Origin of the sequence: Gordonia marina, assembly GCF_052036135.1 — a bacterium.
In the GTDB taxonomy this organism is placed as follows: Bacteria; Actinomycetota; Actinomycetes; order Mycobacteriales; family Mycobacteriaceae; genus Gordonia.
Window position 1 is genome coordinate 18,873 of the sequence record NZ_JBPSDN010000031.1, and the last position, 14,407, is coordinate 33,279.

The 14,407-nt window shown below is 69.5% G+C and carries 14 protein-coding genes; 4 read left to right on the forward strand and 10 right to left on the reverse strand.

Translation table 11 applies throughout. The features are described from left to right. Positions 1-145 precede the first annotated feature (145 nt). The 4 genes from aroA (at position 146) to ACSEEN_RS16725 (ending at position 3,401) form a co-directional block, all read left to right on the forward strand. Entirely contained in the window at positions 146-1,438 is a 1,293-nt protein-coding gene (gene aroA / locus ACSEEN_RS16710; RefSeq protein ID WP_440713786.1) for a 3-phosphoshikimate 1-carboxyvinyltransferase, read from the forward strand. A gap of 1 nt (position 1,439) precedes the next feature. Next, entirely contained in the window at positions 1,440-2,543 is a 1,104-nt protein-coding gene (rsgA, locus tag ACSEEN_RS16715; RefSeq protein ID WP_247864869.1) for a ribosome small subunit-dependent GTPase A, read from the forward strand. A gap of 48 nt (positions 2,544-2,591) precedes the next feature. Next, positions 2,592-2,825, forward strand: a complete 234-nt coding sequence (locus ACSEEN_RS16720) for a FitA-like ribbon-helix-helix domain-containing protein (protein WP_247864870.1) — start codon at positions 2,592-2,594, stop codon at positions 2,823-2,825. Between the two features lie 174 nt (positions 2,826-2,999). Continuing rightward, complete coding sequence (locus tag ACSEEN_RS16725; RefSeq protein ID WP_247864871.1) at positions 3,000-3,401, forward strand: type II toxin-antitoxin system VapC family toxin; 402 nt, start codon at positions 3,000-3,002, stop codon at positions 3,399-3,401. 192 nt (positions 3,402-3,593) lie between these two features. On the opposite strand, the gene ACSEEN_RS16730 is transcribed toward ACSEEN_RS16725, so the two are convergent. From ACSEEN_RS16730 to secA, 10 genes are all read right to left on the reverse strand, one after another. After that, positions 3,594-3,944, reverse strand: coding sequence for a DUF732 domain-containing protein (locus tag ACSEEN_RS16730; protein ID WP_247864872.1), 351 nt, complete (start codon positions 3,942-3,944; stop codon positions 3,594-3,596). Positions 3,945-4,147: 203 nt separating this feature from the next. Then, positions 4,148-5,368, reverse strand: coding sequence for a fatty acid desaturase family protein (locus ACSEEN_RS16735; RefSeq protein ID WP_440713787.1), 1,221 nt, complete (start codon positions 5,366-5,368; stop codon positions 4,148-4,150). A gap of 145 nt (positions 5,369-5,513) precedes the next feature. Beyond that, positions 5,514-6,794, reverse strand: a complete 1,281-nt coding sequence (locus ACSEEN_RS16740; RefSeq protein ID WP_440713788.1) for a fatty acid desaturase family protein — start codon at positions 6,792-6,794, stop codon at positions 5,514-5,516. 90 nt (positions 6,795-6,884) lie between these two features. Next, the gene (locus tag ACSEEN_RS16745; protein WP_298444985.1) at positions 6,885-7,478 is read right to left on the reverse strand and encodes a mycothiol transferase; all 594 of its coding nucleotides are present in this window, start codon (positions 7,476-7,478) and stop codon (positions 6,885-6,887) included. 114 nt (positions 7,479-7,592) lie between these two features. Next, positions 7,593-8,720, reverse strand: a complete 1,128-nt coding sequence (locus tag ACSEEN_RS16750) for a ferredoxin reductase (RefSeq protein WP_440713789.1) — start codon at positions 8,718-8,720, stop codon at positions 7,593-7,595. 101 nt (positions 8,721-8,821) lie between these two features. After that, entirely contained in the window at positions 8,822-9,316 is a 495-nt protein-coding gene (locus ACSEEN_RS16755) for a DUF6912 family protein (RefSeq protein WP_247864876.1), read from the reverse strand. Continuing rightward, complete coding sequence (locus ACSEEN_RS16760; protein ID WP_440713790.1) at positions 9,313-10,284, reverse strand: WS/DGAT domain-containing protein; 972 nt, start codon at positions 10,282-10,284, stop codon at positions 9,313-9,315. The genes ACSEEN_RS16755 and ACSEEN_RS16760 overlap by 4 nt, the downstream gene beginning before the upstream one ends. A gap of 36 nt (positions 10,285-10,320) precedes the next feature. Further along, entirely contained in the window at positions 10,321-10,797 is a 477-nt protein-coding gene (locus ACSEEN_RS16765; protein WP_440713791.1) for a wax ester/triacylglycerol synthase domain-containing protein, read from the reverse strand. 59 nt (positions 10,798-10,856) lie between these two features. Next, entirely contained in the window at positions 10,857-11,300 is a 444-nt protein-coding gene (locus ACSEEN_RS16770; protein ID WP_298444990.1) for an Rv3235 family protein, read from the reverse strand. A gap of 321 nt (positions 11,301-11,621) precedes the next feature. Beyond that, positions 11,622-14,393, reverse strand: coding sequence for a preprotein translocase subunit SecA (gene secA / locus ACSEEN_RS16775; RefSeq protein ID WP_440713792.1), 2,772 nt, complete (start codon positions 14,391-14,393; stop codon positions 11,622-11,624). Positions 14,394-14,407 lie beyond the last annotated feature (14 nt).

Consider the following 14,407-nt stretch of genomic DNA (forward strand, 5'->3'; position numbering starts at 1 on the left):
ACTCACGGTAGCGCCGTGAGCGCGCAGGAGATCGGCCGCTGGGACGCCGCCGAGGGCATATCGCCGCCGGCGGCGCTGAGACGGCCGATGTTCTGCGGGCGCGGGCCCGCCGCTCCGTCACCGCCGACATGACAGACTGAGACTCATGACTGATTGGGCCGCCCCGACCGCCGCACGACCCGTCGATGCCACCGTCGAACTGCCCGGTTCCAAGTCGATCACCAATCGCGCGCTGATCCTCGCCGCGCTGGCCGACGCCCCGTCGCACCTGACCGGGACGCTCCGCAGCCGCGACACCGATCTGATGCTCGCGGGCCTCGAGGCGATGGGCATCGGCGTGACCGCCGCGCCCGGCGACCCCACCGACCTCACGATCACGCCGCACCCGCTGCACGGCGCCGACGTGCACTGCGGCCTGGCCGGCACTGTCATGCGGTTCCTGCCCGCCGCCGCCGCCCTGGCCGCCGGGCCGGTGCGGTTCGACGCCGACGAGCAGGCCCACTCCCGGCCGCTGACCACGGTGCTCGACGCCCTGCGCAAGCTCGGAGTCGCGATCGACGGCGACGGCCTGCCGTTCACCGTGCGCGGCACCGGTGCCGTGGCCGGGGGCGCGGTGACCATCGATGCGTCGGCGTCGTCGCAGTTCGTGTCCGGTCTGCTGCTGTCGGCGGCGCGTTTCGACACCGGCGCCGAGATCGCGCATCTGGGCGCGCCCGTGCCGTCCATGCCGCACATCGAGATGACCGTCGACATGCTGGCCACCGCCGGTGTGCGCGTGCGGACCGGCACCGATCCGTCCGGCGCGGTGACGCGCTGGGAGGTGAGCCCGGGCCCGATCCGCGCGGTCGACTGGGTGATCGAGCCCGACCTCTCGAACGCCGCCGCGTTCCTGGCCGCCGCCGCGATCACCGGGGGCACCGTTCGCGTCCCGCGCTGGCCCGAGACCACCACTCAGCCCGGCGCCGAGATCGTCTCGATCCTCATCGACATGGGCTGTGACACCGCCGCGTCCGACGACGGCACGCTCACCGTGACCGGCCCGCCGCGGCTGCACGCGATCGACGCCGACCTGCGCGACGTCGGCGAACTCACCCCGACCATCGCGGCCCTCTGCGCGGTGGCGGCGGGCACGTCCACGCTGTGGGGGATCGAGCATCTGCGCGGCCACGAAACCGACCGGCTCGCGGCGCTGACCGCCGAGATCAACCGGCTGGGCGGGACCTGCCGGGAGACCGACGACGGCCTGGTGATCACCGGTCACGAACCCGGTGAGCTGCGCGGCGGCCAGTGGCGGACCTACGCCGATCACCGGATGGCGACCGCCGGCGCGGCGCTCGGCCTGGTGGTCGACGGGGTGACGGTGGAGAACGTGGAGACCACCTCGAAGACCATGCCGCGCTTCCCCGAGATGTGGACCGAGATGCTGGACGCGAACTGACGTGGGCCGCTCCGCCCGTTCCTACGACGAGTCCGACGTCCGGATCCGTCCCGGCAAGGGCACCCGTCCGCGCACCAAGAAGCGGCCGGCGCACGACGACGCCGAGACCGCGATGGTGGTCTCCGTCGACCGCGGCCGCTGGGGCTGCGTGCTGGGCGGCGACCCGGACCGCCGGGTGGTCGCGATGCGGGCACGCGAACTCGGCCGCACCCCGATCGTCGTCGGCGACCGGGTGGGCCTGGTCGGCGACCTGTCCGGCCGGCCGGACACCCTGGCCCGGATCGTCCGGGTGGACGACCGCACCACCGTGTTGCGCCGCACCGCCGACGACGCGGACCCGTACGAGCGGATCGTCGTCGCCAACGCCGACCAGCTGCTGATCGTGACCGCGCTGGCCGACCCACCGCCGCGCACCGGCTTCGTGGAGCGGGCGCTCGCGGCCGCCTACGCCGGTGGTCTGGTTCCGATCCTGTGTCTCACCAAGTCCGACCTCGCCGACCCGGCCGCGTTCGCCGCGCACTTCGCCGACCTGCACCTCCCGGTCATCGTCGCCGGGCGCGACGACCCTCTCGACACCCTGCGCGACGCGCTCGACGGCCACCTCACCGCGCTTATCGGGCATTCCGGTGTCGGTAAGTCGACGCTGGTCAACCGCCTGGTGCCGGACGCCGACCGCGCCGTCGGCCGGGTCTCCGGCGTCGGGAAGGGACGGCACACGTCCACACAGTCGGTGGCCCTGCCGCTTCCCTTCGACGGAGCTCAGGGGGCGGACGCCGGAGCTCAGGAGGCGGACGTCGGCGCCCACGGAGCGGAAGCCGAGCGGACCTGGGTGGTCGACACCCCGGGTATCCGGTCGTTCGGGCTGGCCCACGTGACCCCGGACGAGATCATCGATGCCTTCGCCGACCTGCGCGATGCGATCGAGAACTGCCCGCGCGGCTGCACGCACCTCGGCCCGCCCGCCGACCCCGAATGCGCCCTCGACGATCTGCCCGGCGACTCCCACCGCCGCGCGATGGCCGTCCGGGAACTGCTGGTCGCCGTCCGCGACGACACCCCCGCCGACGCCCCGCCGGAGAACGCCGAACCCGATCCGGGTCCGTGACTCAGGAAGCTCACGGCAGAACTGCGGCAATGCCGCTAAAATAGCGGCATGACGACGATCACCATCCGCAACGTCCCGGACGAGGTCCGGAACGAACTCGCCGCACGTGCCGCGCGGGGCGGCCAGTCGCTGCAGGAATACATGTTGAAGCAGGTCTCCGACCTCGCGGCTCGCCCGTCGATGGCCGACCTCATCGCAGAGGTCCGGGCGGCACAGCGGGTCCATCCCACCTCAATCACCACCGAGGAGATTCTCGCCGATCGTGACGCAGATCGCCGCTAAGGTCGCGTCCTAGGCCATGTCTCCTAAGTCTCTTTCCGGTCCTCGGCGACCCGCGCAGCGCCCGGCGGCATTGTCGTCAGTCGGCATAGCGCCGCTATGCCTCCCTCCTCCGCCTTGCCAGCCGCCCAGCGGATCCACCGATGCCTTCGGAGAAGATTTAGGAGACACGGCCTAGTGAGTTTCCAGGTAGTCGACTCCTCCGTCATCACCGCTGCGCTCATCGACAATGGGCCGGAAGGCGAATGGTCGAGACGACTTCTCCCCGAGTGGGCCTGCGCAGCGCCGAGCCTGCTTCCCTACGAGGTCGGCAACATCATCCGCCGGAGCACCATCCGCGGCGTTCTCGACGCGGCCGCCGGCGCCAACGCACTCGACCGTCTGACCCGCATGCCCTTCGCCTTCATGCCGTTCGACGTGATCGCCCGACGTGCCTGGGCGCTGCGCTCGAACATCACCACGTACGACGCCGCGTATGTCGCGACCGCGGAACTGATTGGATGCCGTTTCCTGACCCTGGACCGGAAACTCGCGAAAGCGCATGGCCCGACGTGCGAGATCATCACCCCAGAACACTGATCGTCTACCCGCGGGCCACACTGATTCCGCTAGTGTCGCGTGTTGAAAGTTGTTGAATGGTTGCCGTGAGTCAGATGGGCGGCCGGCAAGGCGGAGGAGGGAGGGATACCGGTAGGTATCCTGACCGACGACAACGCCGCCAGGCGTTCATCTGGCCGCGGCATACCGTCAATGAATTTTCGACACGCGACACTAGCCGGTGGGCAGGCCCGTCGGCATCAGCTTGGACTGCATGTCCGGGCAGAAGGCACCCACGGCGGCGCCGGCGAGCGCCGCCTTCTGGGCGGTGTCGGCACCGGCGGAGCCGTCGTACGAGATCACCTGCTTGCCGTCCTTGAGGTCCTTGCAGACCTGCTTGCCCTCGGAGATCCGGGCATCGCGGTCGCTGACGTCCACCCCGGCGGCCTTGAGGGCGGTGATGTAGGCGTTGTCGTGCGTGGAGTCCGAGTGCACGCCGTCGCTGTCGTTGCCGCAGGCACCGAGCGTGAGCACGGCGGCGGCCGCCGCGGGCAGCAGCAGAAGGCGGTAGGCGGTCGAACGCATGGGAACTCCTCGTCATCGGGCACACGGGTGTACCCCGCGCGCGATCCTGCGCTGAGGGTAGCCGCCCGGCCCCGGCCGCGCGAGCAGAAGCGACAACCAGCCCCGAACACGACGTATCGCACCTCGCGCGACATGCGGGGCCGTCGCCTGCGGGACGCATGTCGCGCGGGCCGATCGGGTGTCGCGACGGGCGACGGCGCTCGCTACAGCTTGCGGGCGCGGAGCGCGCGCGACGCCCGGGACGTCGTCATCCGGGTCAGCGCGGTGCGCAGGCCCGGGGCGCGGGTCGGCATCGCGTCGAAGCGGTGCTCGGAGGTGGTCTCGGGGGCGTCGTCGACGGTGTCGAGGAGCCAGCTGTCGGGCAGGGCGAGCTTGTTGATGGTGCGCAGCGTGCGCAGGTATTGCAGCGTGAAGCTGTCGGAGTTGTACGGGAGGTCGTACTTGTCGCAGATCTCCCGGACGGTCACCGCGACCTCGGCGAGCCGGTTGCTCGGCAGATCCGGGTAGAGGTGATGCTCGATCTGGTAGCAGAGGTTGCCGCTCAGGAAGGCCAGCGCGGGCCCGGCGTCGAAGTTGGCGGTGCCGAGCATCTGACGCAGGTACCACTGACCGCGCGTTTCGCTCTCCAGGGTGTCGACGGTGAACTTCTCGGCGCCGTCGGGGAAGTGGCCGCAGAAGATCACCACATAGGCCCACAGATTGCGGATCAGGTTGGCCGTCGCGTTCGCGGTGAGCGTGTGCCGGTAGTTCGGGCCGCTCAGCACCGGGAACAAGACGTAGTCCTTGGCCACCTGCTTGGCGATCTTGGCCGCGAACAGTTTGACCTTGGGTTTGGTCTCCGCCCATGTCTGCTCACCCTTGCGGACACCGCCGATGTTGATGTCGTGCAGGCCGATCCCCCACTCGAAGGTCGCCGCGAGCACCAGATTCGACACCGGCTGGAACAGCCGCCGTGGCTCCCACGGCTCGTCGCGGGTGACGCGCAGGACCTTGTAACCCACGTCGTCGTCCATGCCGACGATGTTGGTGTACTTGTGGTGGATGTAGTTGTGCGAGTGCTTCCAGTGCGGCGACGCGCACACCATGTCCCACTCCCACGACGTGGAATGGATCTCGGGGTCGTTCATCCAGTCCCACTGCCCGTGCATCACGTTGTGCCCGAGCTCCATGTTCTCGATGATCTTCGACAGCGCGAGCGCCGCCGTCCCGGCCAGCCACAGCGAGCGGCGCCGGCTGCCGAACAGCGCCAGCCGCCCGGCGGCCTCCAGAGCGCGCTGGGCGAGGATGGTCCGTCGCAGGTAACGGACATCGCGCTCACCGAGCTCCGCCTCGACCCGGCGGCGCAGTGCGTCGAGTTCCGCGCCGAGTGCCTCGACGTCCGTGTCACTCAGGTGCGCGTACTCGTTGATGTCCGATATCGCCATTGCTCTCCATTATGCAACCGGGAGCGAGACGATGCTCGCGCAGCGTCTCGCTCCCGTTGCTGTGCCGATCACGACCCAACGACACCCGGGGTCGCGCACGTCGATCCGAACGCGTCACCCGGGCACGGCCATCCGGCAAGCGCCGTCAGGCGGCCGGCCGCGTCTCGAGGTAGACGACGCCCCGCCGGCGGTCACGCAACCGCGTGAGGGCCGACTTCAGCCCGCGGCGACGGCCGGTGCGCGGGTCGACCGTCGACACCAGATGCTGCTCCGGGCTGTCCTTGAAGCGCAGTTCCGACGCAGTCTCGGGGGCGTCGTCGCTGGTGGCCTTGAGGTACTTGTTCGGCAGCGAGAGCTTGGCGATGGTGCGCCACGCCTTGGCGTACTGCACCGGGAACGACCCGGTGGTGTACGGCAGGTCGTATTCGGCGCAGATGGCCTGCACGCGCACCGAGATCTCCGGCAGCCGGTTGCTCGGCAGGTCCGGGAAGATGTGGTGCTCGATCTGGTAGCTCAGGTTGCCGCTCAGGAAGCCGAGCACCGGGCCGGACCGGAAGTTGGCGCTGCCCAGCATCTGACGCAGGTACCACTGCCCCTGGTTCTCGACGTCCATGTCGCGCTTGGTGAACTTCTCCGCGCCGTCCGGGAAGTGGCCGCAGAAGATCACCGCGTTGGTCCAGATGTTGCGGATCACGTTGGCCATCAGGTTGGCCGTCAGCGCCTTCCGGAAGCCCCGGCGGGACCGGGTCGCACCGCCGACCAGCGCCGGGTACACGACGTAGTCCTTGGCGATCTGCTTACCGATCTTGGTACCGGCGTCGCGCAGGTCCTTCTGGAACTGGATCTTGGCTTCCTCGGTCTTGCGCTTCTTGCCGAGCTCCAGGTGCTGCGCGGCGACGCCGTACTCGAAACCGAGCATCAGCAGCGTGTTCCACAGCAGATTGCCGAGGTAGAACGGCCGCCAGCGCTGGTCGCGCGTGACCCGCAGGAGACCGTAGCCCACGTCGTCGTCCATGCCGAGAACGTTGGTGTACTTGTGATGGATGAAGTTGTGCTGGTGCTTCCAGTGCGCGCTCGGCCCGGCGTTGTCCCACTCCCACGACGTGGAGTGCACCTCCGGGTCGTTCATCCAGTCCCACTGCCCGTGCATCACGTTGTGCCCGAGCTCCATGTTCTCGATGATCTTGGCGGTGCCCAGCGCCGCCGCACCGGTCCACCACAGCGACCGCTTGCGCGAGCCGAAGATCAGCGCACGGCCACCGAGTTCCAGGCCGCGCTGCAGCCGGATGGTGTTGCGCAGGTAGCGGGCGTCGCGCTCACCGCGATCGGCCTCGATGTCGGCCCGGATCTGGTCGAGTTCCACCGCGATCGCCGCGATGTCCTCGTCGGTCAGGTGCGCGTACTCGGGGATGTCCTTAATGGCCACCGATTCTCCTCACTTACGTTTCCGTAACTTACGCAATCGTAGGTTACGGCTCCGAAGGTTGTCCAGTGCGGGTGACGACAGCGACGGATCTCACGCGAGCAGGGTTCCCGGCTCCGGCACGAACGGGGTGAAGAACCGATTCGGCGGGGCGCCCGCGATCGACATCTCCAGCGCCGGAATCGACCGGCCGTCGATCTGTTCGCGCAGGATGTCCGCGTGCCCGGCATGCCGCGCGAACTCCTCGACCTGGTGGACCAGGTAGTACCGGTTCTTGATCGGCATCGGCTCATAGATCCCGGCCCACGGCGCCGGCGGCGCGAGCGCCTCACCATCCGGATCGATCCCGGCCACCGTCGCGAGGAACTCGCCGCGCGTCGCGTCGAAGCGGTCCACGAGTCCGGCGGCCGTCTCATCGTCCCACAGAGTGAACCCGCTCATGTACGCGGCGAAGCCCGCCTCGTCGAGCGCGATCAGTTCGGTGCCCTCCCGGAGTCGGTGAATCGCACCCGCCATGCCCTGTTCGGCATGCTTCAGGAGCCCGCCGAGCGACAGCGCGCTACGGCAGGGCGTCATCCGGGCCTGTTCCTCGGTGAGCCCGTACAGCGCGGCGCGCAGCGCGCCCAGCTGCTGGTCGGCGTAGTTGATCAGTCCGGTCAGTTCGTCGTCGCGAGCGGGTGCGTACATGGGGTCCTCCGGGCGTGGTCCGATGCGAGTGCACTTTCCATAGTCCCGGGAACGACGGCCGGGCCGCCTCCGATTCACCGAGAATCCCGGTGGAGACGGCCGGCCGGAGTGCCCTCACACGTCGAGCGTGCAGTCCCCCGCGGCCGCGCTGACACACGTCTGGATCCGTTCGCCCTCGACATGCTCCACGCCGGTGCGCAGGTCGCGCACGCAGCCCTTGTCGAGCATCACCACGCAGGTCTGGCAGATGCCCATGCGGCAGCCGTACGGCATCTGCACGCCGGCCTGCTCACCCGCCTCCAGGAGCGTCGTGGCGCCGTCGACGGTGATCGACTTGTCGCGCGTCCCGAACGTGACCGTTCCACCCTGCGCGCCGTGCGCACCGCGCTCCAGCGCGAACCGCTCGATGTGCAGGGCGTCGCCCACCCCGGCCTTCTCGAAGGCGGTGGTCAGCATGTCCAGGAATCCGCCCGGACCACACGCCCACGCCTGGCGCTCCGCCCAGTCCGGGCACACCACCGACAGCGCCTCCTCGTCGAGCCGCCCCTCGTTCGCGGACAACCACAGCTTGAGCGTCACGACGCCCTCGGCGGCCAGCGCCCGCAGCTCGTCGAGGAACATCACGTCGTCCTCGGTGGGCGCCGAGTGCACCAGCACCACGTCGGACCCGCCGAGTCGCTGTCCGCGGCGGCGCATGGTCCGCAGCATGGACATGATCGGCGTGATGCCGCTGCCCGCGGTGGCCAGCAGCAGCTTCGGCGGCAGCGGCTCCGGCAGCACGAACTCCCCGGCGGGGGCGGCCAGCCGGACGACGGTGCCCGGTTCCAGGCCGTTGACCAGGTGCGACGACAGGAAGCCCTCGGGGAGCGCCTTCACCGTGATCGCGACGGTCTTGTCACCGGCCGAGGTGTCCGGGTCACTGGTCAGCGAATAGCTCCGCCATGTCCAGCGGCCGTCGACCGGGATGCCGATACCCAGGTACTGACCCGCGGTGTAGTCGAACGAGAAGCCCCAGCCCGGCCGGATCACGATCGTCGCCGAATCACCGGCCTCGGAGGTCACCGACACCACCCGGCCGCGCAGTTCGCGGGCCGACCACAGCGGGTTCGCCAGGTGCAGGTAGTCGTCGGGCAGCAGCGGCGTGGTGACCCGGGAGACCGCCGCCCGCACCCAGTGCGCCATCTTCCCGTTCGACGACGCGGCCCTCGCCGGTGCCTCGAACCGTTCCCGCCACGACCCCATCACGCTCTCCTCTCGCGGGCCCGCGAACGCGAACCGCCTACGGAACCGTAACTTACGGAAGCGTAACCACAGTGTGCAAGTCGGCGCCGACGAACCGCCGCCTACAACAGGTCTAGCAGGAACGGCAGTTCCTGGGTGGCGTACCAGGCGAGGTCGTGATCCTCCGCATCGCCGACCACCAGTTCGGCGTCCTCGTCCCCGAGGTCGGCCGCATCGACGACGGCCACGGCGGCCGCGACCGCGTCCTGCGCGTCCGCGCCGTCGACGTGCACCGCGACCACCTGATCGACGGTGACCGGGCCGGAGACCTTCACGACGGCGTCGTCGAGATCCGGCCGCGGCACGGCATCATCGCGTTCGGCGACCACCACCACGCGGCGCACCGGCAGCTCGCCCGCCTCGGTGCCGAGCAGTCGCAGACTCGCGCGGGCGGCCTCGCGGAGCGCCACCTCGGCGAGTTCTTCGTCGTCGCCGGCCGTGTACGCCTCACGCAGCGCCGGTGTGAGCGCGAAACCGGTGCCGCCCAACGGCATCCAGGCGCCGTCGCCGAGCAATCGCTGTACGCCGCTCAGGGTTGCGGGCAGGTAGACCCTCATGACTGGACCTCATCGTCGTCGGCGGCCGGCGGTGCGACCGGGATCCGGGTGACCGGCCGCGGACCGAAGCCGCCGGTCCGCAGTTCTTCCAGCGAGTCGGCCACGTATCCGGCCATCGCGGGCAGATCGCCCATCACGTTGCGGTCGGCGAAGAAGCCGAACTCCACGAGCTCGCAGTACTCGTTGACACTGATCGCCAGCGCGCGCCGCGCGACCAGTGCGGGGATGGTGTACAGCGCCGCCACCGGCACGCCGCCCACATAGCGGCGAGCGATCTGGTGATCGCTCATGCTGATCGGCACGTTGTACGAGCGCTGAAACAGCCCGTTGAACACGCGCGTGGAGAAGTCGGCGAACGGCACCACACCCAGTTCGGGCAGCATCGGCCGCAGGCCCGGGGTCATCCGCCGCTGCGACTGCGAGTAGCGGTCGGCCAGCCCGGCCACCTGCATCAGCCGCACCGACGGCGCGTCCTCCCCGATCGGCAGGTCGGTGATGAACTCGGGACAGCCCGCGCACAGCCAGCCGCCGCCGGCCCGCCGCGACTCGGCGACGCCGTCGCGCGCCCCGAGCGGCAGCACCGCGCGCATCGTCTCGCCGTGGGCGATGGAGTCCCGGATCGACAGCATCCACCGGCGCATCACCCCGGTGACGATGCCGAGCACGACGTCGTTGAACGTGCACTCGAAGCGGTTCGCGACGCCCAGGACCTCCGCGCGCGGCACCGACGCGAAGGTGAAGAGCCGGGCCGACGTCGGCGCGGCGTTCAGCGGGCTGTCCGGCGCCGAGTTCACCAGCTGCTGGACGGTGGTGCCGACGAAGCGGGCCGAGCGGTCGGCGAAACTCAGCAGGTCGGCGATCGGCCCGCCGCCGTGCAGGACCGAGTCGGCGAGTTCCCCGGGCCGCGCCATCGCCTCGGCGAGCGCACCCAGGGTGACGCTGCGGGCGCTCGGGCGCCGCCCAGGCATCCAGAGGTCGTCGTCCAGGCGCGGGGTGTCGGCGGACTAGTCGGTGATCACCTCGCTGATCTCCGGATGACTGCCGTCGCCGAGCAGGCAGCGATGGGTCTTGGTGAGGATCGCCAGGCGGCCGCCGGTGAGGCCCTCGATCAGGTAGAGCTCCCACATCGGGCGTCGGCGGTCGAGGGGCCGCGACATCACGCGTGCGATGAGTTCCTGCAACTGCGTGTCGCTGCCGGGCTGCGGGATGGCCGAGAGGCGCACGTGGAAGGTGACGTCGAAGTCCGGGTCGTCGATCCAGAGCGGGCGCGCCAGCCCGAGCGACACCTCGGTGACGGTCTGCCGGTAGCGCGGCATCTGCTGCAACCGGTTCTCCACCAGGGCCACCAGCCGCGGGTAATCGAGGGTGGCGCCGTCGCCCTGCGCCGGATCCAGAATCGACAGGGTGCCCAGATGGGTCGTCGTTCCGGCCCCGTCCAGGAAGTAGTACATCGCGTCGTCGGGCGACAGTCGATTCACCATGGTGCCGTTGATACTACGACTCCCCGGCGTACCGGCCGGGCCAGTGTCGCGGCGCGGTGCTACAAGATCGCGAACTCGGTGACCACCCAGCGGCGGGACAGTTCGCGCCGCTGCGCGCCGCGCGCGGAGACCCGCACGGCCGCGGTCTCCATCGCGCCGGCGAACGCCCGCGTCCGCGGTCCGCGCACGTAGGTGCCGAAGATCTCGGCCGCCGCGCTCGAGCGCAGCTGGACGTGGACGCGGTGGAGCCGGGCACTCTCCCGGTCGGGTCCGCCCGCGCCGAGTTGCAGCAGGGTCGCGATCTGCGTGAGCACGTCGTCGGACACCGCTCCGGCCAACTGCCCGCGCGGCCGCTTGCCGTCGAGCACCTCCAGGGTGCGGGCCACCACCGCGATCGCGAACGACCGCGCCGCGGTGGCCACCTGCAGGTCGGGCGCCGGAGCCTTCGGCCGCGGTCCGTGGATCGCCGTGCCGGGCTGAGTGTCGAGCAGAGTCCCCCTCATGCACAGTCCGACGCGCCAGCCCCCGTTCCGGTTCCACGACACGCCGGATTTCTCCGAAATCTGCTCGCCGGCGCGAGATCGCACGTCCGGCTCGGGGTCGTTTCGACTCACCCCTCGCCCTGGCGGGCTCGGGGTGGCTCAACGGGCTATCGGGAAGCCCAGCGCACAAGCGGGCGACTCAGCGGGCTATCGGGAAATCCAGCGTACGACCGGGCGACTCAACGGGCCATCGGGAAGCCCAGCGCACGACCGGGCGACTCAACGGGCCATCGGGAAGCCCAGCGCACGACCGGGCGACTCAACGGGCTATATCGGCGGAACCTACTTGGCGTGGCGGCGGCGGTTGCGGCGCTCGGCGGCGCGGCGCTCCTTGCGGCTGCCGACGACCGGCTCGTCGCCCAGCACCTCCGACGGCGTGCCGGAGAAGAGTTCCTCCACCGCGGAGTGGATCTCCGGGGTGCCGTCCTCGGCCGGGCCGCTGTAGGTGATGCCGTCGGCGGCCTCCTCCTCCGCGTCCGGTGCGCCGAGACCGCTGCCGGCCAGCATGTCCGAGACGCTGCGTTGCGGCACCAGCGCAGGCGCCTCCGCCTCGGCCTGCACCTGGGCGTTGAACAGGAGGCTGACGGTCTCCTCCTTCATGCCCTCGAGCATGCCCATGAACATGTCGTAGCCCTCGCGCTGGTACTCCACCACCGGGTCGCGCTGCGCCATCGAACGCAGGTGGATGCCCTCGCGGAGGTAGTCCATCTCGTAGAGATGGTCGCGCCACTTACGGTCGAGCACGTTCAGCAGGATCGACCGCTCCAGCTGACGCATGGTGCCGTCGCCGCCGATCGCGGCCACTTCCTTCTCGCGCCGGTCGTAGGCGGCCAGGGCGTCGTCGACGACGATCTGCCGCAGTTCGTCCCGGTCGAGGTCGTCGCGCTCACCGAACTCGTTGACCTTGAACACGGTGTCGGCGTCGAGCGAGATCGGGTACAGGTTCCCCAGCGCGGTCCACAGCTCGTCAACGTCCCAGTCCTCGGCGTAGCCCTCGACGGTGGCGGCGTCGATGTACGCGCCGACCACGTCGGCGACCATCTGGCGGACCTGCTCGCTATGGTCGTCCCCCTCGAGGATCTCGCGGCGCTCGGCGTAGATCACCTTGCGCTGCTCGTTCATCACCTCGTCGTACTTGAGGACGTTCTTGCGGATCTCGAAGTTCTGCTCCTCGACCTGCGTCTGCGCGCTGCGGATCGCGCGGGTGACCATTTTGGCCTCGATCGGCACGTCGTCGGGCAGGTTGAAGCGGGTCATGATGGTGTCGAGGGCCGCGGCGTTGAAGCGCCGCATCAGCTCGTCGCCCAGCGACAGGTAGAAGCGCGATGCACCCGGGTCGCCCTGTCGTCCGGAGCGGCCGCGCAGCTGGTTGTCGATACGCCGCGACTCGTGACGTTCGGTGCCCAGCACGTACAGGCCGCCGGCCTCGCACACGGCGACGGCCTCGTCGGCGGCATCCGCGCGGGCCACCGCGATCGCCTCGTCCCAGGCGGCCTCATACTCGTCCGGGGTGTTGACCGGGTCCAGGCCGGCCTTGCGCAGCCGGGTGTCGGCGATGACCTCCGGGTTACCGCCCAGCACCACGTCGGTACCGCGGCCGGCCATGTTGGTGGCGACCGTGACCGCACCGGTGCGGCCGGCCTCGGCGACGATCTGCGCCTCCTGCTCGTGGTACTTCGCGTTCAGCACGGTGTGCTTGATGCCGCGGTCGGCCAGCAGCCGCGACAGGTACTCCGAGCGCTCGACGCTGGTGGTGCCGATCAGGATCGGCTGCCCCTTCTCGTTCCGCTCGGCGATGTCGTCGACCACGGCCGCGAACTTGGCCTCTTCGGTCTTGTAGATCAGGTCCGACTGGTCGTCGCGGATCATCGGCTTGTTGGTCGGGATCGGGACGACGCCCAGCTTGTAGATCTGGTGGAACTCGGCGGCCTCGGTCTCGGCGGTACCGGTCATGCCGGACAGCTTGTCGTAGAGGCGGAAGTAGTTCTGCAGGGTGATCGTGGCGAGCGTCTGGTTCTCCGCCTTGATCTCGACGCCCTCCTTGGCCTCGATGGCCTGGTGCAGACCCTCGTTGAAGCGGCGGCCGTCGAGCACGCGGCCGGTGAACTCGTCGACGATCAGGACCTCGCCGCGGCGGACGATGTAGTCCTTGTCCTTGTGGAACAGCTCCTTGACCTTGATCGCGTTGTTCAGGTAGCTGACCAGCTGCGAGTTCTCCGGCTCGTACAGGTTGTCGATGCCGAGACGGTCCTCGACGAAGGCGACGCCAGCCTCGTGCACACCGATCGTCTTCTTCTTGATGTCCACCTCGTAGTGGGTGTCCTTCTCCAGCAGCGGTGCGATGCGGGCGAACTCGGTGTACCACTTGCTCGACGAGTCGGCCGGGCCGGAGATGATGAGCGGGGTGCGGGCCTCGTCGACGAGGATCGAGTCGACCTCGTCGACGACGGCGAAGTTGTGGCCGCGCTGAACCAGATCGCCCAGCTCGTGCGCCATGTTGTCGCGCAGGTAGTCGAAGCCGAACTCGTTGTTGGTGCCGTAGGTGATGTCGGCGCTGTAGGCGACGCGTCGCTGGTCCGGCGTCATACCGGTGAGGATCACCGCGGTCTGCAGACCGAGGAAGCGGTGGACGCGGCCCATCTGCTCGGCGTCGCGCTTGGCGAGGTAGTCGTTGACCGTGACCACGTGCACGCCGTCGCCGGACAGCGCGTTGAGGTAGGCAGGCAGCACACAGGTCAGGGTCTTGCCCTCACCGGTCTTCATCTCGGCGATGTTGCCGAAGTGCAGTGCCGCGCCGCCCATGATCTGGACGTGGAAGTGCTTCTGATCGAGCACGCGCCAGGCCGCCTCGCGGGCGACCGCGAAGGCCTCCACCAGCAGGTGGTCGAGGGTCTCGCCGTCGTCGAGCCGTCCCTTGAACTCGTCGGTCTTGGCCTTGAGTTCGGCGTCGGTCAGCGCCTCGATCTCGCCCTCGAGGGCCTCGACCTGGTCGGCGATGGCGTCGAGCCTCTTGACCATCCGGCCTTCGCCCAGGCGCAGCAGCTTGTTCAGCACGGTCTTACAGTCCC